The following is a 25,488-nucleotide window of genomic DNA, read 5'->3' as shown; positions in this document are numbered from 1 at the left end:
CTGGTTCGACCAGCCAAACAACACATAGACAGTAGAACGCCTCAGGCCAATGATGCAAGTCAGTGGTAAACGGACACAGACCTCCTATAAAAACAACTGAGGGTCGTCAACCGACTATGAACATTCTTTACGATGAACGCGTCGACGGCGTCCTGCCTGATGTCGACAGAGCTGCCTTGCTGCAAGCCCTGCACACGCAGTGGCCGGATCTGGAAGTCCTGCATCAACAGGAAGAGCTCAAACCGTACGAATGCGACGGACTTTCTGCTTACCGCACCACGCCCATGCTGGTGGTGCTGCCGCGCCACATCGACGAGGTGCAAGGCGTGCTCCGACTTTGCCATGAGCGGCAGGTCTCGGTAGTCGCCCGCGGTGCCGGCACAGGTTTGTCCGGCGGTGCATTGCCGCTGGAAAAAGGCGTGCTGCTGGTGATGGCGCGCTTCAACAACATCCTGCACATCGACCCTGCCGCCCGCACGGCTCGGGTTCAGCCGGGGGTGCGCAATCTTGCGATTTCCCAGGCGGCTGCGCCGTTTGGCTTGTATTACGCACCGGACCCTTCCTCGCAGATCGCCTGTTCTATCGGCGGTAATGTGGCGGAAAACGCCGGTGGCGTGCATTGCCTGAAGTACGGGCTGACCGTGCACAATCTGCTCAAGGTCGACATTCTCACCGTCGATGGCGAACACCTGTCCTTGGGTTCTCAGGCGCTCGATTCTCCGGGCTTCGATCTGCTGGCGTTGTTCACCGGTTCCGAAGGCATGCTCGGTGTCATCACCGAGGTCACGGTCAAACTGCTGCCCAAACCCCAGACCGCCAAAGTGCTGCTGGCGGCGTTCGATTCCGTCGAGAAGGCTGGCCGCGCGGTGGGTGACATTATTGCCGCCGGCATCATCCCCGGCGGCTTGGAAATGATGGACAACCTGGCCATTCGCGCCGCCGAAGACTTCATCCACGCAGGGTATCCGGTCGACGCCGAAGCTATTCTGCTGTGCGAGCTCGATGGCGTTGAAGCCGACGTTCATGATGACTGCGACCGCGTGCGCCAGGTGCTGGAACAGGCCGGCGCCACCGAAGTGCGCCAGGCCCGCGATGAAGCCGAACGCGTGCGTTTCTGGGCCGGACGCAAGAATGCCTTTCCGGCGGTGGGCCGTCTCTCACCGGATTATTACTGCATGGACGGCACGATTCCGCGCCGCGAGTTGCCCGGTGTGCTGCACGCGATCGCCGCGTTGTCCGCCGAGTACGACCTGCGGGTGGCCAACGTTTTTCACGCCGGTGACGGCAACATGCACCCGCTGATTCTGTTCGATGCCAATCAACCGGGTGAGCTCGATCGCGCCGAAGCGCTGGGCGGCAAGATCCTCGAATTGTGCGTGAAGGTCGGCGGCAGCATTACCGGTGAACACGGCGTGGGCCGGGAGAAAATCAATCAGATGTGCGCGCAGTTCAATAGCGATGAGTTGACCGTGTTCCATGCCGTCAAAGCCGCCTTCGATCCGAGTGGTTTGCTCAACCCCGGCAAGAACATTCCGACGCTGCACCGCTGCGCCGAGTTCGGCGCCATGCACGTTCACATGGGTCAGCTACCCTTCCCTGAACTGGAGCGTTTCTGATGCGCAGCGAACACGATATCGACGACAGCGTCTCGCTGCTGGAACAGGTCAACCAGGCCCTGCAAAACGCCACGCCGTTGCGCATTCAAGGCGCCAACAGCAAGGCGTTTCTTGGGCGCATTGTGGCGGGCGAAGTGCTCGACACGCGCAGCCACCGAGGCATCGTCAGCTACGACCCGACCGAGCTGGTGATCACCGCCCGCTGCGGCACCCCGTTGGCAGAACTGGCTGAAGTGTTGGACGCGGCGCAGCAGATGTTGCCCTGCGAACCGCCCTCTTTCGGCGACGGCGCGACTGTCGGCGGCATGATCGCCAGCGGGCTGTCGGGACCACGGCGTCCCTGGTCTGGGTCCGTCAGGGACTTCGTCCTCGGAACACGGGTCATCACCGGCCACGGCAAGCATTTGCGCTTTGGCGGCGAAGTCATGAAAAACGTCGCCGGCTACGATCTGTCGCGCTTGATGGCCGGCAGCTACGGCTCGCTGGGCGTGGTGACCGAAGTCTCGCTCAAGGTCCTGCCCAAGCCGCGTCAATGCTTGAGCATCAGCCTGGACATGGACAGCGATCGCGCCTTGCTGCGCCTCGCCGAATGGGGGCAACAGCCGCTGCCGATCAGCGCTGCGTGCCACGATGGGCAGCGCCTGCACCTGCGGCTTGAGGGGGGCGAAGGTTCGGTGGCGGCGGCTCATGACCGACTCGGCGGCGAGTTGCTGGACGCTTCGTATTGGGAGGATCTCAACGAACATCGATTGAGCTTCTTCGATGAGGACCAGACACTCTGGCGCCTGTCCGTCCCTCACAACACGCCTCGGCTTTCCCTGCCTGGCCGTCAGCTGCTCGATTGGGGCGGTGCGCAGCGCTGGCTCAAATCTGACGCAGAGGCAACGTTCATTCGCTCGATCGTCGAAGAAGTCGGCGGACATGTGACCTGCTATACCCATGGCCTGATCGACAGCCCGTTTCAACCGTTGCCTGACGCATTGATGCGCTACCACCGGAACCTGAAGCAACAACTCGATCCCCGGGGCATCTTCAACCCCGGGCGCCTGTACGCGGAGCTTTGACCCATGCAGACCACTTTGAGCGAACAAGCCCGCCAACTGCCCCGCGCCGAAGAAGCCGAAAGCATCCTGCGCACCTGCGTGCACTGCGGTTTCTGCAATGCCACCTGCCCGACCTATCAATTGCTGGGCGATGAACTGGACGGACCGCGGGGTCGCATTTACCTGATCAAACAGGTTCTGGAGGGCAACGAAGTTACGCAAAAGACCCAGCAGCACCTGGATCGCTGCCTGTCCTGCCGTAATTGCGAAACCACCTGCCCTTCCGGCGTCGACTACCACAACTTACTGGACATCGGCCGGGCGGTGGTCGATGCCGCGGTGCCGCGCCCGCTTGGTCAGCGCTTGTTGCGCGAGGGATTGCGCAGCGTCGTACCCAATCCTGCGCTGTTCAAAGGGCTGGTCAGCAGTGGCCAGGTGTTCCGGGCGTTGTTGCCCAACACCTTGCAGATAAAGTTGCCTCGCCACGTCTATCCGGCCAAGCCGCGCCCGGTCACTCGCCACACCCGGCAGGTGCTGATGCTCGAAGGCTGCGTGCAACCAAGCCTGTCACCGAATACCAACGCGGCAGCCGCGCGGGTACTGGATCGACTGGGGATCAGCGTCACACCGACTCGCGAGGCGGGCTGTTGCGGCGCCGTGGATTATCACCTCGACGCTCAGGCGGCCGGCCTGGATCGCGCCCGCCGCAATATCGATGCGTGGTGGCCGAGCATTGAAAACGGTGCCGAAGCCATCGTGCAAACCGCCAGCGGTTGCGGCGCCTTCATCAAAGATTATGGTCACCTGCTCAGCACCGACCCGGCCTATGCCGAGAAGGCGAAAAAGGTCAGCGCGCTGGCCAAGGATCTGGTCGAAGTGCTGCGCGACGAGCCGCTGGAAAAGCTCGGTGTCCACAGCGACCAACGCCTGGCCTTTCATTGCCCCTGCACCTTGCAGCACGCGCAGAAACTGGGCGGTGCGGTGGAAGCGATTCTGACCAGCCTGGGCTTCAACCTCACGCCTGTTGCCGACAGTCACCTGTGCTGCGGCTCGGCGGGCACCTATTCGCTGACCCAACCCGAACTGTCCCGGCAACTGCGCGACAACAAGCTCAATGCGCTGGAAAGCGGACACCCCGAAGTCATTGTCACGGCCAATATCGGCTGTCAGTCCCACCTCGACGGTGCGGGCCGAACCCCTGTCAGGCACTGGATCGAACTGGTCGAAGCCGCCTTGCCCTAACCGAGTACTGGAGATTCCCCATGAAAAGCAAAGCCGTACTGAGCCAGACCGAAGTCAGCCAAATCCTCGCGGCTGCACGCACCGAAGCGCTAAACAATCAATGGGCCGTGACCATCGTGATTGTCGATGACGGCGGCCATCCCCTCGCTCTCGAGCGCCTCGACGGTTGCGCTCCGATTGGCGCCTACATCGCCACCGAAAAGGCCCGCACTTCGGCCCTGGGTCGGCGCGAATCCAAAGGCTATGAAGAGATGGTCAATGGCGGGCGCCACGCCTTTTTGTCGGCGCCATTGCTGACGTCCCTTGAGGGCGGCGTGCCAATCATCGTCGACGGCCAGGTGATCGGCGCGGTCGGGGTGTCCGGAGTCAAAGCCGAGCAGGACGCACAAGTGGCCAAGGCCGGGGCGCAATGCCTGAACTGAATTGAGCCGGGCGCGATTTAGCGCTCGAAAACACGGTGTGATGGAGATGCAAAAAGTGACCGATTTCGTGAACTGCCAAGGCCTCACGGTCGCGCCTGTTCTGCAACGTTTCGTTGATCTGGACGTGCTGCCGGGAACCGGCCTGGACCCTCAAGTGTTCTGGAGTGGTTTCGCCACCCTGGTGCACGAACTGGCGCCGCAAAACCGGGCGCTGCTGGCTGAACGCGATCGCCTGCAAACCGAACTGGACACCTGGCACCGTTCACACCCGGGACCGGTCACCGACATGGCGGCTTATCGCAGCTTCCTGAGCGGTATCGGTTACCTTCAACCGCAACCTTTAGACGTCGAGGTCAGCACCGCCAACGTCGATACAGAAATCAGTGTGCAGGCCGGACCGCAACTGGTCGTCCCGGCCGTGAACGCGCGTTATGCGCTGAATGCCGCCAATGCGCGCTGGGGATCGCTGTACGACGCGCTCTACGGAACCGATGTGATTTCCAATGACGGCGGCGCCGAACCGGGCCGGACTTACAATCCCGTGCGTGGGGCGAAAGTCATCGCCTTTGCGCGGGCGTTCCTGGATCAGGCATTTCCCTTGAACAGCGGCTCTCATGCGGCGGTGTCACGTTACCGGATCGACAACGGCACACTGGAAGCCACCTTGAACGACGGCAGCCAAACCGGTTTATCGAACGCCGCGCAGTACATCGGCTACCAGGGTTCGATCGCTGATCCCACGGCCATCCTGCTGAAAAACAACGATCTGCACGTCGAAATTCAGATCGATCGACAGAGTGTCATCGGTCAGGCTGACACCGCCGGCGTCAAGGACCTGCTGATTGAAGCAGCCCTCTCGACCATCATTGATTGTGAAGACTCGGTCGCGGCAGTCGACGCCGATGACAAGGTGCAGGTGTACCGCAATTGGCTGGGTTTGATGAAGGGCGACCTGAAAGAGGACCTGGAGAAAAACGGTAAAGCCATTACGCGACGGCTGAACCCGGACCGCGAATACACCACGGCCGATGGCCGCTCACTGACGTTGCACGGGCGTTCGTTGCTGTTCATCCGCAACGTCGGGCACCTGATGACCAGCCCGGCGATTCTCGACAAGGGCGAACTGGAAATCCCGGAAGGCATTCTCGACGGCGTCATCACCAGCCTGATTGCTCTGCATGACCTGCAACGCCGCGGTAATTCCCGGACCGGCAGCGTCTATATCGTCAAACCGAAAATGCACGGCCCCGCCGAAGTGGCCTTCGCCGAGCAATTGTTCAGCCGCATCGAAGACCTGCTCCAGCTCGAACGTCATACCCTGAAAATGGGCATCATGGACGAGGAACGGCGCACCAGCGTCAACCTCAAGGCCTGCATCGCCGCAGCCTCCTCACGGGTCGCGTTCATCAATACCGGTTTTCTGGATCGCACCGGCGACGAGATGCACACCGCCATGGAAGCGGGCGCGATGTTGCGCAAGGGCGACATGAAAAACACCGCGTGGATCGAGGCCTACGAGCGCAACAACGTGCTCGTCGGTCTGGACTGTGGATTGCGTGGGCGGGCGCAGATCGGCAAAGGCATGTGGGCCATGCCTGATCGAATGGCCGATATGCTCAAGCAAAAAATCGCCCACCCGAAAGCGGGCGCGAATACCGCGTGGGTGCCCTCGCCGACCGCCGCGACCCTGCACGCACTGCATTACCATCAGGTCAACGTGCGCTCGGTGCAGGAGTCCCTTGAAACAACGGACTTCGGTGGCGCCAGCCCGGCACTACTGGACGGCTTGCTCAGCGTGCCGGTCGTCACCGCCCCATCCTGGTCGGCCGATGAGATTAGTCAGGAAGTCGAAAACAATGCGCAAGGCTTGCTGGGGTATGTGGTGCGTTGGGTTGAGCAAGGTATTGGCTGTTCGAAGGTGCCCGACATCCATAACGTGGGATTAATGGAAGATCGCGCGACGTTGCGCATATCCAGTCAGCACATGGCCAACTGGCTGCGACACGGGGTGATCACTAAGGACCAGACCGTCGAGATATTGCAGCGCATGGCGCGGGTTGTTGATGAGCAGAACGCCGGTGATCCGATCTACACGCCTATGGCGCCGGACTTCGAACAGTCGGTTGCATTTCAAGCGGCCTGCGCACTGGTGTTCGAGGGATGCGCACAACCCAATGGTTATACCGAACCGCTGCTGCATAAATTCCGGCGCGTGTACAAGCAGTCGAGGACGTAAACAGAGGGGACAAAAGAAGAGGCTTCGGCCAATGCCAGTCAGTTCAGCCGCAGTGCAATCTGTAGCAGCTGGCGAAGCCTGCGTCCGGCTGCGTAGCAGTCGTAAAATCAGCAACTGCGGTGCGTCAGGCGGACCGCGTTAGCCGGATTCACGACTGCTGCGCAGCCGAACGCAGCCTTCGGCAGCTGCTACAAGGAAGTGCGTCGCAGCTGAAATTGCTTAACTGATCAGCATTAGAGGCTCCGGCCTCTTTTTTTGTGAGCAGCTACGCTCGATAGGTATCGCCCACGCTGTCCAACCGACAGAGCAATCGACCCGCCCAAGAGGAAGCGCACAGATGACCCGTCTCACTGCGAAAGACTTTGCTCCGGAACTGCTCGAACTGTACGACTACTACGCCCACGGCAAGATCAACCGGCGGGAGTTTCTGGATCGGGCGGCGTTGTTCACTTTGGGCGGTTTGACCGCGAGCGCGCTCCTCGCCGCCCTGAGTCCGAATTATGCGCTCGCCGAGCAGGTGGAATTTACCGATCCGGACATCGTGGCCGAATACATCACCTATCCATCCCCCAAGGGCAACGGGCAGATCCGTGGTTATCTGGTGCGCCCGGCGAAAGCCACCGGCAAGGTGCCGGCGGTGGTGGTCGTGCATGAAAATCGCGGGCTCAATCCGTACATCGAAGACGTCGCGCGGCGTGTGGCCAAGGCTGGGTTCATCGCCCTCGCCCCTGATGGCCTGACGTCGGTGGGCGGTTATCCCGGCAACGATGACAAAGGCCGGGAGTTGCAGGCGACCGTCGACCCTGAAAAGCTCATGAACGACTTTTTCGCCGCCATCGAGTGGTTGATGAAGCATGACGCGACCACCGGAAAAGTTGGCATCACCGGGTTCTGTTACGGCGGTGGTGTCGTCAATGCTGCAGCTGTGGCTTATCCGGAACTGGCGGCCGGCGTGTCCTTTTATGGCCGCCAGCCAGAAGCCAAGGATGTCGCCCGAATCAAGGCGCCGATGATGCTTCACTACGGTGAACTGGATACGCGCATCAACGAAGGCTGGCCCGCCTATGAGAAGGCACTGAAAGCTGCGGGCAAGACCTATGAAGCCTACATCTACCCCGGCGCCAACCATGGTTTCCATAACGACTCCACGCCTCGATACGATGAGGCCGCGGCCAAGCTAGCCTGGGACCGGACGTTGGGGTGGTTCCGGCGGTACCTGGCTTAATGGTCAGGTTGCTCGCCTGTTGCTAAATAGAGTTGGCGGTACGCGCCCACCAGTTGATCAAGCGTGAACGCGCGATTTCGCCCACTGGGATTGGGCAGGATCCATACCGAGGCATTGCCGAAGGTCTTTGGCTGAAGCCCCCACGCAATGTCTCGCTGGCCGGATAGCGCGCAATACGCCGCTTTACCGAGAAACGCCACAAAGCGTGGCGCATAGCGCTCGATTTTTTGTTCAAAGTCCGCAGCGGCAGCGATGAATTCATGGGCAGACAGTTGATCCGCTCGTGCCGTAGGCCGTTCCACCACGGCCGTTAATCCACACTGATACTGCAAGATCGTCCGATCGTTTTCCGGGCGCACCTCCTCAGGCGTAAAGCCGGCGAGATGCAGCGTGCGCCAGAAGCGATTGCCTCTGCCCGCAAAATGATGACCTTGGGCAGCGGCAGTCATGCCAGGGTTGATGCCACAAAAAATCACGGCTAGCTGTTCGGCAAGAATATCTTCAAGTCCTTCACTCACCGTAAACCTCACCCACCGCAAATCACGTTGACCGCGCTGCGTGCAAGCTCGGTCAGTTCATCGCGGGATTTGCCCGCCCGCGCACGTATCGAAATGCTATGCAGCAGGGATGACGCGAGCACGGCAAGGGCCGCCGGGTCGACATCGCTTTTCAACTCGCCGGAACTGATGGCCGCTCGCAGACGCGTTTCGAGATCGGCATCGAGCCTGCTGAGCCGGTCCGACAGCACGTCTCGTATTTCAGAGTCCTCGACGGCTTCGGTCGTCGCCGTGCCGATCGCAAAGCAGCCGCGCGGTTGGCCGTCACCCGAGAAGTAGATCGATAACTGCCCTTCATAAAACCGCATCAATGCCTGGCTCAATGTCAGTTCGCTGTCCGTCAGCGCCTCCTGCATGGCGGCAGCGGCAAACTCCCAATACTGCTCCAGCGCTTTGATATAGAGCGCGTGTTTGTCGCCAAAAGCCGCATAGAGGCTTGGGCGATTCATGCCGGCCGCCGTGGCGATGCTGTCCAGGGAAGCGCCGGAATATCCGGTACTCCAAAAAACATCAAGCGCCTGCAGCAGCGCTGTTTGCGGGTCATACGCACGAGGGCGGCCGCGGCCTTTCGCCTCTGTAATCTTTTTTTGTGCCATGTCGTACAAAATCCTTGAATGAAGGTGGGCTCGGGGATATTCTTACACCATCGCACAAAATTAAGGAACCAGAAATTCCTTGGTTTGCAGGTTTGTTGTAGCGGAGCTCGAACAGGGTGTTGCGGCGACGAAACAGAGGCGGTGGAGCGATCCTCCTGACCGCCACACGGTATGGCTGTTTTTGTGGGTGTTAGCCCGACTTCCCGGTTAATAGGTGCATTCGATCATGACCAAACAGTTCGACATCCCAGCTACACAGACCTTCGAGCATCCGGGGCCGAACCCGGCTGACTCGCCCATCAAAAAGCCGTTAAAAGAGAAATTACGGCCATGGCTGATGGTGGGTTTCCCTGTCCTTTTCGCTGCGGTTGGGTACGCCCACTATGTGGCGGGCGAGCCCTTTGTTTCGACTAATAACGCTTATGCCCGCGTGGCGAAGGCATCAATCAATGCGCGCATTTCCGGGCAAGTTGTCGAGATCGCGGTCGAGGACAACCAGCCTGTTCACAAGGGCCAGATTCTGTTCCGGATCGACCCGAAACCGCTGCAGATCGCGGTTGACCGTGCACAAGCGCAGTTAAGCGTCGCGCGGCTGCGCATCGATGGCCTCAAGGCCAGCTACCGCCAGCAACAGGCTGAACTGCAATCGGCCAAAGAGTCGGCCGATTTCGACCAACGGGAATTTGCCCGCAAGAAGGCACTGGTCGCGACCGAGTTTGTCTCGCGCGCCATTTACGAACGCGCCGACACCGACCTTAAAATTTCCCGGCAACGAATAGCGTCCATCGAACAACAGATCGCCAGCACGGTCGTTGCCTTGAACGGCAATCCAAACATCGAAGCCGATAGCCACCCGACGGTTCGTGAGGCCAAGGCTCAGCTCGACGAGGCGCAGCTGTATCTCTCGTATGCGACGGTGTATGCGCCGGACGATGGCATCGTGGCCAAGGTCGACGATTTACAGGTGGGCAACTATGTGAACAACGGCGCGCCAGCGTTTGCACTGCTGTCCGATCGCGAGATCTGGGTTGAGGCCAACTTCCGCGAAACCGACGTGACCCACATGCGTCCAGGCCAGGAAGCGACCATCAGTATCGATACGTATCCTGATCGCGTTTTCAAAGCCCACGTGACCAGCATGAGCCCCGGCGCCGGATCAGACTTCGCCCTGCTGCCGCCGGAAAACGCGACCGGCAACTGGGTCAAGGTTGTGCAGCGGGTACCGGTCCGACTTGAACTCGATGAGATGGACCCTGCCCTGCCCCTTTTCTCGGGCACCAGCGCCACGGTCAAGGTCGATACCGGGTATCGCACGCCATGGTGGCATCCGCTCAAAGCCCTGTTAACCGCAGGTAACTTCTGATGAACACCAATCTTGCCGGACCTCAAAGTGCGGGAGCGTTAAGGTTCGCCGCGCTGCTCGCTACCTATATGCAGTCGGCGAACCTGCCTTTGCCGAATGCAGTACTCAGGTTGATTCAGGGCAGCCTGTCGATGACCGACGACCAGGCTGGCTGGATATTCACCTCGTACCTCGCGGCGAGCGCCATCACCATGCCGATCGCGCAATGGCTCGCCGGGCGCTATGGCTTGAAGCGGGTTTATCAAACTGCGCTGGCCTTCTTCGTCCTTGGCTTGCTGCTCGCTACGCAGGCATCAACGCCGCTGGAGTTCGTTGGCGCGCGCATTATTCAAGGCCTGGCGAGTGGCGTGCTGGCACCGCTGTCGATGGCAATTTCGCTGGAGACATTGCCACTCGAGAAGCGTGCGAAATTCGGCGCGACATGGACGGCCATCGTGCTGTTCGGCATCGTCAGCGGCCCGAGCATCGGTGGTTGGCTTGGCGAACATTTCGGATGGCGCCCGATCTTCTACATCAGCCTTCCGCTCTCGGCATTTATCTTCCTGGTGATGGCGCTTTTGCTGGCCGAGAAGAAGGCCGAGAAACGTCCGTCGTTCGACTTCTTTGGTTTCGGCAGCTTCACGCTGGGTTTGATCAGCCTGCAAATGTTGCTCGACCGCGGTGAACGCCTGGACTGGTTCTCCTCGACCGAGATCTGGCTGGAAGCGATGGGCTGTGCGTTAGGACTCTACCTGTTCGCTGTGCATGTGCTGACTGCGAAGGTGCATTTCCTCAACAAGCGTTTGTTCAACGACCGCAACTTCGTGCTGTCGACGGTCATCTTCTTCGCCGTAGGTTTCGTGCTGTTGTCGACCATGGCGCTGACCTCGCCAATGCTCGACGAGATTCTCGGCTACCCGCCTGACACCACGGGTTCCCTGACGATTCCGCGCGGGATCGGGTTGGTCGGTGCGTTCCTGTTGATGAGCCGTGTTCCAGAGCGTTTCGACCGTCGATTGTTCGTGGCGGCCGGCGTCGCCGTGGTGATTTATGCCAACTGGTTGATGCTCGGCTATTCGCCGTTGATGGACTGGTCGCCCGTGGCAGTGGCGGGTGCGATCCAGGGCATTGGCATCGGCATCTTGATGCCGTCGCTGACCAAGGTCGCGTTCAGCACACTCGACCCGACGTTACGCCCGGAAGGCACCGGTCTGTTCAATCTGTCACGGGTGTACGGAAGCACCCTCGGCGTTGCGATTGTGCAGCTGTTCTTCTTCAACAATACGCAAGCGATGCACATGGCGCTGGTCAGCAACCTGACGCCGTATCGCGCCGCTGCTCACTCCGCGCCGACGTCCCTGCAAGCACTGGCGGGGCTCAACGAAATGATCACCGGCCAGGCAGCTTTTATCGCGGTGATCGACCAGTTCAAGATTTTGATGTTCGCGATGCTGGTGGTCAGCCCACTGGTTGTCTTTCTTCGCAAGCCCGTTCCGACCAACTAGTTTTCGTGGAGTTTGCCAAATGAAATCCCATGCGCGCTTCATCAACAGACAGATGTTCAAAACCACGTTCGGTGCGGTGTCGGCTCTTGCGTTCCTGACCGCCTGCACCGTCGGCCCTGACTATCAAATGCCGCCACCGAGCCTGTCGCAGCACTACGATCAACAGGCCGAGCAGCGTCTTGGCCAAGGCAGCAACAAGCCTGGCGAACAGCGCATTGACCTGGGTAAAAAGGTCAACGGTGATTGGTGGTCTGCGTTTCGTTCGCCGAAGCTCGACAAGCTTGTACGTCGCGCCATCGACGGCAATCTTGAGCTCGTAGCTGCAGACGCGACGATCCGCCAGGCGGCCTCCTCCGTCGCTGCGGCAGAGGGTGCCCTGTATCCACAAGTCGACTTCGGTGCCCAGGCTGGCCGCCAATGGGTACACACCGCGAAAGAACCTTCCACCTCCAATTTCTATGCGATCGGGCCACGGGTTGGCTTCGACCTTGACGTTTTCGGCGGCAACAAGCGGCAGGTCGAACAACAGCAAGCGTTTACCGATCTGCAGAAGCACCGCTACGAAGCGGCGTACCTGACCCTGACGGGCGATGTCGCGAGCCAGGCGCTGTTGCTGGCCTCGGCCAACGCGCAGATGGCAGCCGTCGAGAAGTTGCTCGCCAATGATGCCAAGAACCTCGAACTGGTGCGCATCGCGCACGCCAATGGCAGCACCACGCAGATCGATGTTTCGCTGGCCGAGACGCGGCTCGCTCAGGACCGCACGCTGTTGCCGCCCCTCGCCCAGCAGCGTGATTCAGCACGCCATGCGCTCTCGATTCTGACGGGCAAAGGCCCGGCTGACTGGATCGCACCTGACTTCACGCTCGCCGAGTTTGCCTTGCCGGCAAACGTGCCGGTCAGTCTGCCTTCCGAAATGGCCCACGACCGGCCGGACGTACGGCAAGCAGAGGCAGAACTGCACATGGCCAGCGCTGCGGTTGGGGTGGCGACAGCGAATCTCTATCCGCATGTCGAGCTGTCCGCGTCTCTTGCACAGGCGGCTTCAGGCAATGGCGGCGCCGCCCTCTGGGGTTTCGCTGCCGGGCTCACGGCGCCCATCTTCAACGGCGGAACGCTGAAAGCTGAACGTCAGGCCTCCGTCGACGGCTACAAGGCAACCCTCGCCGGCTACCAGCAGACCGTCATTAACTCGTTCGGTCAGGTCGCCGACACGCTGCAAGCGATCAATCATGACGCAGAGGAAAACCTGGCCCAGGAGGACGCGTTGCGAGCGGCGGAAACGAGCTTTCGCTTGAACCAACAAGCCTACGCGCAAGGCGAGAACAGCATCCTCCAAGTGCTGGAGGCGGAACGTGCTTATGAGCAAGCGTTGCTGGGTCAAATCAGAGTGAAGACCGCGCAGTACCTCGACACGGTGCGCCTGTACGTGGCACTCGGCGGGAACTCCGTCGGTGTGTTTGAGCAACGAGTGGCCAGTCGCGAAGACCAGAAACCTTCCTATCAATAGAGCCAGATATTGGAGTCAAAGATATGCCTTACGAATCCTTTCACGATGCCCTTCGCGATACCCGATTCCCTCTGATCCACGGGTCGGGTGAGATGCCGGCCGTTGGCTTTGGCACGCTGTTTCGGGATCTCAGCGTTACAACACAAGCGGTCAAGGCTGCGCTGGAAGCAGGATTTCGCCATTTCGATTGCGCAGAACGTTATCGAAATGAAGAGAGGGTCGGCGTTGCCCTGCAGGAAATGATTGAGGCGGGGAAGGTCCGGCGCGAGGACGTGTTCATTACCACGAAACTGTGGAACACCAATCATCGTCCCGAGCGAGTCGAACCTGCTTTTGAAGCCAGTTGCCGACGGCTTCAAGTTGATTACATCGATTGCTATCTGATCCATACGCCTTTTGCCTTTCAACCCGGTGATGATCAGGACCCCAGAGACGAGCACGGTCGAGTTATCTACGATTCAGGCGTGACGTTAATAGAGACTTGGCGGGCACTTGAGCGCCTGGTGGATGAAGGCCGCTGCAAGTCCATCGGTTTGTCTGATATCACGCTGGAGCGGTTACAAGAGATCGTGGCAGTGGCCCGGATAAAGCCTGCCGTCGTACAGGTTGAATCCCACCCTTATTTGCCCGAGTGGGAACTGCTTGAGTTTTGTCAGCAGCATGGAATTATCGTCCTTGCCTTTGCGCCACTCGGCCATGGCATGGAACCGAACGTATTGGAAGACTCGGTGATCACAGGGATCGCCAAGCGCATACAGAAGACCCCGGCTCAAGTGGCACTGGCCTGGTCGGTACAGCGGGGGGTCGCTTTTCTGACCACGTCTGCTACACCGAGTCATATCCGCGAAAACTTTGATATTTCTACCCTGCCGCACAGGGCCATGCGTGAGATTCAGGACGATATTACGACCCGGGTTCGATTCAACTCAGTCGTGGAAACGGGTGTACCTGGATTTATTCCGCAGAAAAAGTAATACACCACTAAGGGGTAATGCCGATAAGTTAAGCCAAAACGCGATCCGTAGCAGCTGGCGAAGCCTGCGTTCGGCTGCGCAGCAGTCGTAAAACCTGAGTTTGCGGTCTTCCTGAAACACCGCATCGTCTGATTTCACGACTGCTTCGCAGCCGAACGCAGGCTTCGCCAGCTGCTACGGATTGTGTCGTTCCTTAACTGATTGGCATAAACCACTAGGGGGCGGTCTTGTTGCAGGGCCGCCCTCTTCATCCATACCCATTGAGGTGGAAACGATGGACGTTTTCCAAACCATGCGTTTTTTTGTGGCGGTCGCTCAGAGCGGAAGCTTTACCGCGGCGGCTGAGGTGTTGGACACCACAACGACCAACGTTTCCAAAGCGGTCTCCAGTCTGGAGGCCAGGCTTCAAACTCGCCTGATTAACCGGACAACCCGACGCCTGGCGCTGACCGAAGCCGGTCTGCGTTACTTGCAACGCTGCGAGAAAATTCTGGATGAAATGCGCGAAGCGGACGAAGAAGCAGGCACCGCTCACACCCTGCCCGTTGGCCGGCTGAAAATTCACGCGATGTCAGCCATTGGCAACCATTACGTGATCGATGCCATCGCCCGCTATAGAGAGACTCATCCCTCGGTGATGTTTGATCTGACCCTGACCAACCGGCTCCCTGACTTGCTGGAAGAAGGCTATGACATGTCGATTGTCTTAGCGCGGGATTTACCCGATTCAGGGTTTGTCGCTCAGCGGCTCGGCATGACCTACAGCATCCTCTGCGCTTCGCCGGCGTACCTGAAGAAACGCGGACACCCGGAGTCCCCGAGTGCGCTTGGCTCACATGATTGCTTGAGAATTGTGAATACCGTCATGCCGGCTGAAAACTGGGCATTTGAAGGACCCGAAGGCATGGAAACCGTCAACATCCCGCTGTCTCCCTTGCACATCAACACCGCCGATGGCATGACCATCGCTATTACAAACGGGATGGGCATCGGTATTCAGCCGATTGCTTCGGCAGTCGATGGACTCAGGGCGGGTACGTTAGTGCGGGTACTACCCGACTATCATCTTGAAGAGCTGAATTTGTTCGCAATCTACCCATCACGAAAATTCGTGGATGCAAAGATCAAGACATGGGTGGAGTTTCTTAAAAGCTATATTCCAGGCTTGTTGGCATCTGATGAAAAAACCACAGGCTCGCCGAGGAAACGATAACAAGCTTTTAAATGACGAGTGCGGCAGGTATGGAGTGTCGACCCTCCATCTTCCACACACGACTCAACCATTTGAACAGCCAGTGCCCATGACTTGATACTGCAGGATATGCCGTTGACCCTGAGAGTCTTCATACGTCATTTGCGCCGGGACTGGCCCGCATTGGTCGGGAATATCGGTCACCGTAATGACTTTCTGGATATCCAGTTTCGTGTCGTATGTGTAGGTTTCAACAGGCGTCTTGCTGTCCGCGGCAGTTGAATGGCTTTCGCCTGCAAATGCCTGCGAACCTAAAACGCCAAGTGCAAGAAACATCGCAAGTTTTGAGATTTTCATCGTATTCACCCTATCGTCAAAAGTTAACCTCGTGAGCGGGTTGATACTGACTCTGTTTGCTCACTGGGTAGAGACGATGCTAGGTGTTTACCCCTCCCTCAAACAGCGGGCCACTGGACAAACACTGTTGCCAGATTCCGCATGAATGGAGGGTTTCGAACAGACAACGCCAGGAAGACGATTAATGAGCTATACCCGTTAATCTCTCATTGCAGTTCTTCAGCACAGGAGGTTGGCAATGAAGCGCAGAAACTCACTTGCAGCTCTTATGGTCACCGCAAGCCTTTTCGGCTGCACCACTTCATCCAACCCTGGAGTGAGCGTAACTTTGGTGGCCACGCGGCAGAACACCGGTCAGATCGGCAATGTCACGTTGGCCGACTGGGGGGGCAAAGAAACCGGGTTCAGTTTCTTCATCAGTGGTGCTCCAAGCGGATCGTCTCTGCCCTTGCGCCTCTTCACCTTCATCAATAAAGGCAGCTGCCAGCAACCCGGGCCAGTCGCTTACGCCATGAATGATCATGTCACCACCGAACGCCAGGCCATACGCGGCTGGGCCTTCTCTAGAAGCGCACCTGTCGCAATGTCGGTCCTGCTTTCCGGTGAATACTCCATCGTCGTACGAAGTGCACCGGACAGTGGCAACGTCGATATTTTTTGCGGAGATATCAAGCGGAAAGACCCGGGGAAATAGCCTCGGCGCTAATCCACAACGAACAACTTCGCACCGGTGGTGGTGGACGACCGGTGCGCTTCGGCGCTGGATCAAGCTCTTTCACGTCTCAATCACATCATCCGCCCAACTGATGGCCGCAACGACGGTAGGGAAACCGATCGTGCTGGTCAGTGAGATCAGCGTATGACGGATCTGCTCTGGTGTAGCGCCCGCCTCCAGTGCCCGTCGGGTATGACTGTGCACCGCGCCCTCAGAACGGATGGCCGCCGCCGCACCGAGCTGGATCAGTTGGACAACGATCTCTTCCAGTGGGCCGGTATGACGCACCGCCGTACCCAAGGCCTCCACGGCGGCCAAATAGTCCGGGTACTGCTGTTCGAGACGCTCGTAGGTGTTGTGCGTTTTCTTCTTTGTCATGTTTGTTTCCTCGCGTTGGAGGGCGATCAGTTCTCGCCTTTGCGCCCGAGTCATGAGGCTGTGATTTCCGAAACTTGCACACTGCAACAGTAGGCTACGCTTACAGCAGCTTATTGCACACGATGCTCGCGTCTGCAGGTTTTGGTTTGTTCTGGAGAGCGTCTGCAACAGCTATTTCAGACAGGCCCAAACAATTCACGCAGGACTACGTGATGACCGAGCCCCTCCTCAGTTTTGATCAACTCAAGCGTGCCGCCGCCTCCGGCGAGATCGATACCGTTCTTGTTTGCATGGTCGACATGCAAGGCCGACTGGTCGGCAAACGATTCCAGGTCGAGTTTTTCATCGACAGCGGCCATGAAGAAACCCACTGCTGCAATTACCTGCTGGCCGACGACATCGACATGGAACCGGTGCCGGGTTACGCCGCTGCCAGCTGGAGCAAAGGCTATGGCGACTTTGTGCTCAAACCCGACATGGCCACGTTGCGACGGGTGCCCTGGCTTGAGTGCACGGCGCTGGTGCTCTGCGATGTGCTCGATCATCACCATCGGCGCGACCTGCCGCACAGCCCGCGGGCGATTCTGAAAAAGCAGGTCGAGCGACTGCGCGAGCGCGGCTACACCGGCATGTTCGCCTCGGAACTGGAGTTCTATCTGTTCGACGAGAGCTACGAGGCCATCCACGAGCGCAACTACCACAAGCCGAAGACGGCCGGGCACTACATCGAGGACTACAACATCCTGCAGACCACCCGCGAAGAGCCGGTGCTGCGGGCGATTCGCAAACATCTGCAGGCCAGCGGCATTCCCGTGGAAAACTCCAAGGGTGAATGGGGGCCGGGCCAGGAAGAGATCAACATCCGTTACGCCGATGCGCTGACCATGGCCGACCACCACGTCATCATCAAGCACGCCTGCAAAGAGATCGCGCAACTGCAGGGCAAGGCGATCACGTTCATGGCCAAGTGGCGGTATGACGCCGCCGGTTCCAGCAGCCACATTCACAATTCGCTGTGGGACAAGAACGGTAAAAAGCCGCTGTTCTTCGACGCCAAAGCGGAGTTCGGCATGTCGAAACTGATGCGTTCCTGGGTGGCCGGGCAGCTCAAATACGCCAACGACATCACCTGTTTTCTCGCGCCCTACATCAATTCGTACAAGCGCTTTCAGGCCGGCACCTTTGCCCCGACCCGGGCGGTGTGGAGTCGGGACAATCGCACCGCAGGTTTCCGTTTGTGCGCAGAAGGCAGCAAATCCATCCGCATCGAATGTCGCATTGGCGGCGCCGACCTCAACCCTTATCTGGCCTTCGCCGCGTTGATCGCGGCGGGACTGGCCGGTATCGACGAGAAGCTCAGCCTCGCGGCGCCCTTCGAGGGCGATGCCTACGTCGACGAACACTTGCCTGAAGTCTCGAAGACCCTGCGCGAAGCTTGCGCCGCACTCCAGGGCTCGACCATGTTGCGCGAGGCGTTCGGCGATGAAGTGATCGACCACTACGTGCACACCGCCGAATGGGAGCAGAAAGAGTACGACCGGCGGATCACCGACTGGGAACTGCAGCGTGGTTTTGAGCGCTATTGAGACCGCCATCATGACTTCAACGATTCAACTCATCTCCCCGGTCGATGGCCGGGTCTATGCCGAACGCCGCTGCGCCGATGCGGCGCAAATCGACCAGGCTCTGGCAGCGGCCGAAGCTGCCCAGGCGCAATGGAAACGTCGGCCGCTGAGCGAACGCGCCGCCTTTTGCAGCGCCGCGGTGGATGCAATATTGGCCATGAAGGCCGACATCGTGCCGGAACTGGCCTGGCAGATGGGCCGACCGGTGCGCTTTGGCGCTGGCGAACTGCGCGGTTTCGAAGAGCGTGCCCGGCATATGATTGCCATTGCGCCTGAAGCGTTGGCAGCGCTTGAACCCACGCCCGTCGCCGGTTTTCGACGCTGTATCAAACGCGAGCCGCTGGGTACGGTATTGGTCGTCGCGCCCTGGAATTATCCCTATTTGACGGCAGTGAATACGATCATCCCGGCACTGATGGCGGGCAACAGCGTCATCCTCAAACACGCTTCGCAAACGCTGCTGGTGGGTGAACGGTTCGCCGAGGCCTTTCGCCGCGCCCATCTGCCCGAAGGGCTGTTTCAGAATCTGCTGCTCAGTCATGTTTATACCGGAGCGATCATTGCCTCTGGACGCGTGCAGCAAGTGAACTTCACCGGCTCGGTCGAAGCCGGCAAATCCATGGAACACGCTGCCGTCGGAAGTTTCCTCGGCGTGGGCCTGGAGCTCGGTGGCAAAGACCCCGCCTACGTCCGGGCAGACGCCAACCTAGAACATGCGGTGGAAAACCTGGTGGATGGCAGTTTCTTCAACTCCGGGCAAAGCTGCTGCGCGGTCGAGCGTATTTATGTCGATGAAAAAATCTATCCGGCGTTTGTCGAACGCTTCGTTTCTTTGACCCGCCAATACGTGCTGGGCAACCCGCTGGACGAAGCCACCACGCTCGGCCCGCTGGTCACACCGAGTGCCGCTGAGTTCGTTCGCGGGCAGATCGCCGATGCACTGACCCAAGGCGCTCGGGCGCTGATCAATCCAAAGGATTTTCCTGCCGACGCACCGGGCAGCGCCTACCTCGCGCCGCAAGTATTAGTCGACGTCACCCATCAAATGTCGGTGATGCGCGAGGAAAGCTTTGGTCCCGTGGTCGGCATCATGCCGGTGGCCAGCGACGACGAAGCCATCGCCTTGATGAACGACAGTGAGTTCGGGCTCAGCGCCTCCATCTGGACGCAAGACCTTGCCGCCGCCGAACGTCTGGGCAACGAGATCGACACCGGCACCGTGTTCATGAACCGCTGCGATTACCTGGACCCTGCCCTGGCCTGGACCGGGGTAAAGAACAGCGGGCGCGGCGTCACGCTGTCGCGCCTGGGTTATGAAAATCTGACCCGCGCGAAATCCTTCCATTTGCGCCACGAGATCTGAGCCATGAGCCTGACCGCGAACTGGAACTACCCCACAAGCATCCGTTTCGGCGTCGGCCGCATCGCCGAGCTCGCCGAGATCTGCCGCAGCCAAGGGATCCAGCGACCGTTGCTGGTCACCGACAGTGGCCTGGCGCGCGCCCCGATCACCGCCGCAGCGCTGGAAGCCTTGCGCGCCGCCGGCCTTGGCGTCGCGCTGTTTTGCGACCTTAAACCCAATCCGGTCGAAGCCAATCTGGCGGGTGGACTCGACGCCTGGCGCGCCGGCAAACACGATGGCGTGGTCGCCTTCGGCGGCGGCAGTGGCCTCGACATGGGCAAGCTCATCGCCTTCATGAGCGGCCAAACCCGACCGGTGTGGGATTTCGAAGACATCGGCGACTACTGGACCCGCGCCGACGAAGGCAGCATCGCCCCGATCATTGCGGTGCCGACCACGGCGGGTACCGGCTCCGAAGTGGGCCGCGCCGCGGTGATCATCGATGAGCGTACGCACACCAAACGCATCATCTTCCACCCGAAGATGATGCCGCGCGTGGTCATCAGCGACCCGGCCCTCACCGTCGGCATGCCGGCCAAGGTCACCGCTGGCACCGGCATGGATGCGTTTGCGCATTGTCTGGAATCGTATTGCGCCCCCGGCTTTCACCCCATGGCCGAAGGGATTGCGGTGGAAGGCATGCGCCTGGTCGCCAATGCGCTGGTGCGGGCCGTACACACACCCTCGGACCTGGAAGCGCGAGCGGAAATGCTCGCGGCCGCCGCGATGGGCGCTACCGCTTTCCAGAAAGGTCTGGGCGGGATGCATGCCCTCTCACATCCGGTGGGCGCCCTGTACGACACCCATCACGGCATGACCAACGCCACGTTCATGCCCTATGTCCTGAAGTTCAATCGTCCGGCCATCGAGGAACGCATCACCCGCCTCGCCGCTTATTTGCGCCTGCCCTCGCCCGGCTTCGACAGTTTTCTGGCCTTCGTCCTCAAGTTGCGCAAGGACATCGGCGTGCCCCATACGCTGGTTGAGCTGGGGGTGGATGACCGGCAGGCCGACCTGATCGCGGACATGGCGATTGTCGACCCTTGCGCCGGCGGCAACCCGCTGCCATTGACCCGAAATGGCGCGGCAGAAATTTTCGAAGCGGCGTACCACGGCCGTTTGTAGGAGCCGAGCTTGCTCGCGATGGACGTTAACGATAACGCGTGCTTTCTGAATAAACGCGTCGCCCTTGAGTCCATCGCGAGCAAGCTCGGCTCCCACAAAAAACCAAGGTCGCAGCCTACGGCGGCTCAGTTCGGCCTGTCCAAAACCTGAAAAGGGGCACACAACATGAATCCAGCAAGTCAGCCCGGCACGAGCGCGCCGCAAGACGATGACGTCAAGGTGCTGCACAGCATGGGCTATGCCCAGCAGCTGTCGCGACGCATGGGCGTTTTCTCCAACTTTGCCATTTCCTTTTCGATCATCTGCATCCTCTCGGGTGGCATCAACTCACTCGCTCAGGGCACCTCGGGTGCAGGCGGTGCGTCAATCGGCATCGGCTGGCCGATCGGTTGCCTGATCTCCGGGGTTTTCGCCATGGCCATGGCGCAGATTTCCTCGGCCTACCCCACCGCTGGCGGCCTCTATCACTGGGGTTCGATTCTCGGTAACCGCTTTACCGGTTGGCTGACCGCGTGGTTCAACTTGCTCGGGCTGGTCACCGTGCTCGGCGCGATCAACGTCGGCACCTATTACTTCTTTTTCGGCGCCTTCGGACCGGCACTGGGAATGGAAGACACCACCACGACCCGGGTGATTTTCCTGGCGATCCTGACCGGCCTCCAGGCCTTGTGTAACCACCTGGGTATCGGCCTGACCGCGAAGCTCACCGACTTCTCGGGGTATCTGATCTTCGCCACGGCGCTCGCGCTGACCATCGTCTGCCTGATCTCAGCACCCAGTTATGAGTTCGCCCGGTTATGGACCTTCAGCAACTACTCCGGCGAGGCTGGCGGCAGCGTTTGGCCACAGGTGTCGAACGGCTGGATTTTCATGCTCGGCCTGCTGTTGCCGATCTATACCATCACCGGCTATGACGCCTCTGCGCATACCTCGGAAGAGACCCGAAATGCAGCCATGTCGGTGCCACGCGGCATGGTCATGTCGGTGGTCTGGTCGCTGCTGTTCGGCTGGGTCATGCTCAGTTCGTTTGTGCTGATGCTGCCAAGCATGGACGAGGCGGCGAAGCATGGCTGGACCGTGTTTTTCTGGGCCATGGATACCCAGGTCAATCCGACTGTGAAGTTGGCGCTTTACATCGCGATTTTCATCTCGCAATTCCTTTGCGGATTGGCGACCGTGACCTCGGTCTCACGCATGATCTTCGCGTTCTCCCGTGACGGCGGCCTGCCCTTCTCCAAAGCTCTCGCCTCGGTCTCGCCGACCCTTCGCAGCCCAGTGGCGGCGATCTGGACCGGTGCCACTCTTGCGGTGTTGTTTGTCTGGGGATCGTCGGTGATCTCGATCGGTGAAACGCCGGTCTATACCATCGTGGTGTCCTGCACGGTGATCTTCCTGTTCTTCTCCTTCGTCATTCCCATCATCCTGGGCCTGTTTACCTTCGGGACTTCGAAGTGGCCAACCATGGGGCCGTGGAACATGGGGCGCTTCTGGTACTCGGTGTTCGCCATCCTCTCGATCCTCTCGATGGTGATCATTTTCGTCATCGGCATCCAGCCACCGAACGAATGGGCGTTGTACATCACCATCGGGTTTCTGGTGCTGACGGCCATCGTCTGGTTCGGTTTTGAAGCCCGCCGCTTTCAGGGTCCGCCGATAGGCGACATGATCGTCAAGCGTCAGGCTGAAATTGCAGCGGCGGAAGAGGCGTTGAATAAGCGGGCTGGAAGCTGATTACCAGCTAAGCGTGACGCTAACCCTGTGGCGAGGGAGCTTGCTCCCGCTGGGCAGCGCAGCGGCCCCAAAAGATCGCAGCCTTCGGCAGCTCCTACAGGTTTACCCGATCCCCTGTAGGAGCTGCCGAAGGTTCGGGCCGCGTTCGGACGATCTTTTAAGGCAACACCTACTAAGGCGGATCAATTTGATCCCCCACAGTAATCAATACACCGCCGTCATCTGAATTTCTTCGCTGTCTCGAAATGCTCCAGCTAGACCGGTTTACCCAGCGCGGCGTCGATCATGGGACGCACGCCCCGCAGTACCTGGGCTGACACCTCCGGCCTGGCCTTTGCCGTGGCGCGCGCAACCGAGAGGGCGCCCACCATTGCCGCAACGATGCCCATGGCGGTGCCAAGCGCGTCGACGCCGGGATTGTTGGCGGCGACCCTGCGCTCAAACGCCCGCACCAGCACCATGTAACCTTCGGTAAACGTTGTGCTGATCGCAATATCCTGGCGACCGATTTCGCTGGCGGACGCGGCCATTGCGCAGTGCTCGGCGTAGTCGTCGCGCTTGTCGACGGACAGATAATCGGACAGGAAACGCTCCAGGTCCGGCTCGCCATCGACCGTGCCCGTGTAGAGCTTGGCATTGCCCTGCTCCAGGCTCCACGCCAGCGCCTCGGCCGCCAGCGCTTCCTTGGATGGGAAATGTGCGTACAGCGCGCCATGGGTCAAACCAGCCGACTTGCTGATTTCGGCAACACCCACCCCGTCGATTCCTTTCTGTCGAAACAGGCGGCTCGCCGTTTCCAGCAGTGCCGCGCGGTTGGCTTCTGATTTTTCTTTCGAGATTTTCATAATGAGGCTCCTCTGCGTTCACTCTCGCACATTATGATTGCGCTCACAACGAACAATATCCCTATGCGGACAAGGCTTTATTACGGCAATAATATTTGTCTTGACTTTAATAAATGCGACCACCATTATTAATTCAATGATTGCGAGCGCAATCTTACAGGGCGATAACCGCTCATCCAACCGGAGCACACTGTCATGAAAATAAAAAATTCCGTTGCCTTCGTTACCGGCGCCAACCGTGGTCTCGGCCTTGCGTTCGCAAAAGAGCTCGTGGCCCGCGGCGCAAGCAAGGTGTATGCCGGGGTGCGCAATCCCGAAGGCGTCGACATCCCGGGTGTGATTGCCATTCGCCTTGACGTCAGCGACCCGGCATCGGTTGCCGCGGCGGTGGCTCAAGCTGGCGACGTGACGCTGCTGGTCAACAATGCAGGCATTGCCCGCCTGCTGCCATCCATGCTTGACCCTGGCCTGGTGGAAGCCGCTCGCGAAATCTTCGAAACCAATTACTACGGCGTGATGCACGTCAGCCTGGCTTTCGCTCCTGTGCTTAAAGCCAACGGCGGCGGCGCGATCGTCAACGTACTGTCGGATGCGACCTGGGTCGCTGCGCCTTTCCTGTCCGCTTACGCGGCATCGAAAGCGGCAGCGTGGAGCTTCACCAACTCGCTGCGGATCGAACTCCACGGCCAGGGCACCAGCGTGCAAGGCCTGCACGTGGGCTTCATCGACACCGACCTGACCCATGGTTTTGACGTGCCAAAAGTCCAGCCATCCGAAGTCGTGATCCAGTCGCTGGACGGTGTGGAAGCAGGCCTGAAAGAAGTGCTCGGAGACAAAGGTACACGCGCCATAAAGGCCAGCCTGTCGACTGAGCAAGCGGCCTACCTGAATCCCGAAACCGTCGCATAAGGAGCACAACATGCACCTCTTCCAGCGGCTGGCCCTCGGGGCTACCTTCTTTGCCATCGCAGTCAGCGGCGCCATCGCGGCGCCGGCTGCTACGCACAACAGCGCACCCAATCAATTCGTCGAAGCTGACGGCGTGCGTTATGCCTATCGCCAGTTCGGGGCGCAGACTGGCGTTCCGGTCATCTTGCTCCAGCACTTTCGCGGCAACATGGATTACTGGGACCCGGCAGTAACCGATGGCCTGGCAAAGCAGCGACCGGTCTACCTGTTCGACAATGCCGGCGTGGGCCTCAGCAGCGGCGAAACACCCGATACATTCGAAGCCATGGCCGACCACGTTGCCGCCTTTGCCCGCGCCCGCGGGCTGACACAGGTAGACGTGCTTGGCTTTTCAATCGGCGGCATGGTGGCGCAGGAAGTTGCGTTGCGCCATCCGCAACTGGTCCGCCGGCTGATCCTGGCGGGAACGTCGCCGCGTGGCGGGGTCTCGGGACATGATCCACGGGTTCCGGGGATCGCGCTGCGCGAATCGATCGCCACGCAGGAAGAGACCGCTTACCTGTTCTTCGATCCCGCACCGGCAAGCCAGCAGGCGGCCCGGGAATTCTGGGAAAGACGCCACCAACGCACGGAAGACCTCGACAAACTCAGTTCGATGAAGGTCATCGCGGCCCAAGGGGCGGCGCTGGGCAAGTGGAGCGTTCCCGGTGATGGCACTTTTTCGCAATTGAGCAAAATTACCCAGCCGACCCTGGTGGTCAACGGCAGCAAGGACGTGATGGTGCCCACCGAGAACTCCTACACGCTGCAACAGCATATTCCGAACGCCAAGTTGCTCATCTATCCAAGTTCGGGACACGGTTCACTGTTCCAATATGCCAACGATTTCGTGCAGCAAGCCAACACCTTCCTGAACTAGGCCGGACCCCATCGCTTTCGAA

Annotated in this window: 23 protein-coding genes; 18 read left to right on the top strand and 5 right to left on the bottom strand. The window is 59.6% G+C overall.

Going from position 1 to position 25,488, the window contains the following annotated elements; genetic code table 11:
* Positions 1-116 precede the first annotated feature (116 nt).
* The 6 genes from glcD (at position 117) to yghX (ending at position 7,784) form a co-directional block, all read left to right on the top strand.
* Positions 117-1,616, top strand: a complete 1,500-nt coding sequence (gene glcD / locus ACA079_RS12975) for a glycolate oxidase subunit GlcD (protein WP_497703794.1) — start codon at positions 117-119, stop codon at positions 1,614-1,616.
* Entirely contained in the window at positions 1,616-2,680 is a 1,065-nt protein-coding gene (gene glcE / locus ACA079_RS12970; protein ID WP_497703793.1) for a glycolate oxidase subunit GlcE, read from the top strand. The genes glcD and glcE overlap by 1 nt, the downstream gene beginning before the upstream one ends.
* A gap of 3 nt (positions 2,681-2,683) precedes the next feature.
* Positions 2,684-3,901 (top strand): glycolate oxidase subunit GlcF, encoded by a 1,218-nt coding sequence (gene glcF, locus ACA079_RS12965; protein WP_497703792.1) that lies wholly within the window; start codon positions 2,684-2,686, stop codon positions 3,899-3,901.
* A gap of 20 nt (positions 3,902-3,921) precedes the next feature.
* A complete protein-coding gene (locus ACA079_RS12960; RefSeq protein WP_497703791.1) occupies positions 3,922-4,323 on the top strand; it encodes a heme-binding protein in 402 nt (133 codons plus the stop codon).
* A 55-nt stretch (positions 4,324-4,378) separates the two neighbouring features.
* On the top strand, positions 4,379-6,559 hold the full coding sequence (locus tag ACA079_RS12955; RefSeq protein ID WP_497703790.1) for a malate synthase G: 2,181 nt from the start codon (positions 4,379-4,381) through the stop codon (positions 6,557-6,559).
* A 337-nt stretch (positions 6,560-6,896) separates the two neighbouring features.
* Positions 6,897-7,784: a YghX family hydrolase gene (gene yghX, locus ACA079_RS12950; RefSeq protein ID WP_497703789.1), complete on the top strand. Its 888-nt coding sequence runs from the start codon at positions 6,897-6,899 to the stop codon at positions 7,782-7,784.
* On the opposite strand, the gene mug is transcribed toward yghX, so the two are convergent.
* Together mug and ACA079_RS12940 are read right to left on the bottom strand one after the other, a co-directional pair.
* On the bottom strand, positions 7,781-8,302 hold the full coding sequence (gene mug, locus ACA079_RS12945) for a G/U mismatch-specific DNA glycosylase (protein WP_497703788.1): 522 nt from the start codon (positions 8,300-8,302) through the stop codon (positions 7,781-7,783). The genes yghX and mug overlap by 4 nt on opposite strands.
* Positions 8,303-8,310: 8 nt before the next feature.
* Positions 8,311-8,937, bottom strand: coding sequence for a TetR/AcrR family transcriptional regulator (locus ACA079_RS12940; RefSeq protein WP_497703787.1), 627 nt, complete (start codon positions 8,935-8,937; stop codon positions 8,311-8,313).
* A gap of 226 nt (positions 8,938-9,163) precedes the next feature.
* Here ACA079_RS12940 and ACA079_RS12935 point away from each other — a divergent pair, with 226 nt between their 5' ends.
* The 5 genes from ACA079_RS12935 (at position 9,164) to ACA079_RS12915 (ending at position 15,481) form a co-directional block, all read left to right on the top strand.
* Positions 9,164-10,300, top strand: a complete 1,137-nt coding sequence (locus ACA079_RS12935; protein WP_497703786.1) for an HlyD family secretion protein — start codon at positions 9,164-9,166, stop codon at positions 10,298-10,300.
* On the top strand, positions 10,300-11,784 hold the full coding sequence (locus ACA079_RS12930; protein WP_497703785.1) for a DHA2 family efflux MFS transporter permease subunit: 1,485 nt from the start codon (positions 10,300-10,302) through the stop codon (positions 11,782-11,784). The genes ACA079_RS12935 and ACA079_RS12930 overlap by 1 nt, the downstream gene beginning before the upstream one ends.
* Positions 11,785-11,803: 19 nt before the next feature.
* Positions 11,804-13,294 (top strand): efflux transporter outer membrane subunit, encoded by a 1,491-nt coding sequence (locus tag ACA079_RS12925; protein ID WP_497703784.1) that lies wholly within the window; start codon positions 11,804-11,806, stop codon positions 13,292-13,294.
* Between the two features lie 23 nt (positions 13,295-13,317).
* The gene (locus tag ACA079_RS12920; protein ID WP_497703783.1) at positions 13,318-14,268 is read left to right on the top strand and encodes an aldo/keto reductase; all 951 of its coding nucleotides are present in this window, start codon (positions 13,318-13,320) and stop codon (positions 14,266-14,268) included.
* Positions 14,269-14,542: 274 nt separating this feature from the next.
* Positions 14,543-15,481, top strand: coding sequence for a LysR family transcriptional regulator (locus ACA079_RS12915; protein ID WP_497703782.1), 939 nt, complete (start codon positions 14,543-14,545; stop codon positions 15,479-15,481).
* Between the two features lie 63 nt (positions 15,482-15,544).
* Here ACA079_RS12915 and ACA079_RS12910 read toward each other — a convergent pair whose 3' ends face one another.
* Positions 15,545-15,817, bottom strand: a complete 273-nt coding sequence (locus ACA079_RS12910; RefSeq protein ID WP_497703781.1) for a DUF2790 domain-containing protein — start codon at positions 15,815-15,817, stop codon at positions 15,545-15,547.
* Between the two features lie 238 nt (positions 15,818-16,055).
* Between ACA079_RS12910 and ACA079_RS12905 the strand changes: the two genes are divergently transcribed.
* A complete protein-coding gene (locus ACA079_RS12905) occupies positions 16,056-16,511 on the top strand; it encodes a hypothetical protein (protein ID WP_497703780.1) in 456 nt (151 codons plus the stop codon).
* An 81-nt stretch (positions 16,512-16,592) separates the two neighbouring features.
* On the opposite strand, the gene ACA079_RS12900 is transcribed toward ACA079_RS12905, so the two are convergent.
* Positions 16,593-16,910, bottom strand: coding sequence for a carboxymuconolactone decarboxylase family protein (locus ACA079_RS12900; protein WP_497703779.1), 318 nt, complete (start codon positions 16,908-16,910; stop codon positions 16,593-16,595).
* Positions 16,911-17,122: 212 nt separating this feature from the next.
* On the opposite strand from ACA079_RS12900, the gene ACA079_RS12895 reads away from it, so the two are divergent.
* From ACA079_RS12895 to ACA079_RS12880, 4 genes are all read left to right on the top strand, one after another.
* On the top strand, positions 17,123-18,496 hold the full coding sequence (locus ACA079_RS12895; RefSeq protein ID WP_497703778.1) for a glutamine synthetase family protein: 1,374 nt from the start codon (positions 17,123-17,125) through the stop codon (positions 18,494-18,496).
* A gap of 10 nt (positions 18,497-18,506) precedes the next feature.
* Positions 18,507-19,898, top strand: coding sequence for an aldehyde dehydrogenase family protein (locus ACA079_RS12890; RefSeq protein ID WP_497703777.1), 1,392 nt, complete (start codon positions 18,507-18,509; stop codon positions 19,896-19,898).
* Between the two features lie 3 nt (positions 19,899-19,901).
* The gene (locus tag ACA079_RS12885; protein ID WP_497703776.1) at positions 19,902-21,062 is read left to right on the top strand and encodes an iron-containing alcohol dehydrogenase; all 1,161 of its coding nucleotides are present in this window, start codon (positions 19,902-19,904) and stop codon (positions 21,060-21,062) included.
* Positions 21,063-21,227: 165 nt separating this feature from the next.
* Entirely contained in the window at positions 21,228-22,793 is a 1,566-nt protein-coding gene (locus tag ACA079_RS12880; RefSeq protein WP_497703775.1) for an amino acid permease, read from the top strand.
* Positions 22,794-23,047: 254 nt separating this feature from the next.
* Here ACA079_RS12880 and ACA079_RS12875 read toward each other — a convergent pair whose 3' ends face one another.
* Positions 23,048-23,638 carry a TetR/AcrR family transcriptional regulator gene (locus tag ACA079_RS12875; protein WP_497703774.1) on the bottom strand — a complete coding sequence of 197 codons (591 nt, stop codon included), beginning with the start codon at positions 23,636-23,638 and terminating at the stop codon, positions 23,048-23,050.
* A 195-nt stretch (positions 23,639-23,833) separates the two neighbouring features.
* On the opposite strand from ACA079_RS12875, the gene ACA079_RS12870 reads away from it, so the two are divergent.
* Positions 23,834-24,547, top strand: coding sequence for an SDR family oxidoreductase (locus ACA079_RS12870; RefSeq protein WP_497703773.1), 714 nt, complete (start codon positions 23,834-23,836; stop codon positions 24,545-24,547).
* A gap of 10 nt (positions 24,548-24,557) precedes the next feature.
* Positions 24,558-25,466, top strand: a complete 909-nt coding sequence (locus ACA079_RS12865) for an alpha/beta fold hydrolase (protein WP_497703772.1) — start codon at positions 24,558-24,560, stop codon at positions 25,464-25,466.
* Positions 25,467-25,488 lie beyond the last annotated feature (22 nt).

This window comes from Pseudomonas sp. LBUM1645, assembly GCF_059716185.1.
The sequence above is the reverse complement of the archived record's forward strand: the minus strand, read 5'-3'. Positions and strand labels throughout refer to the sequence as shown.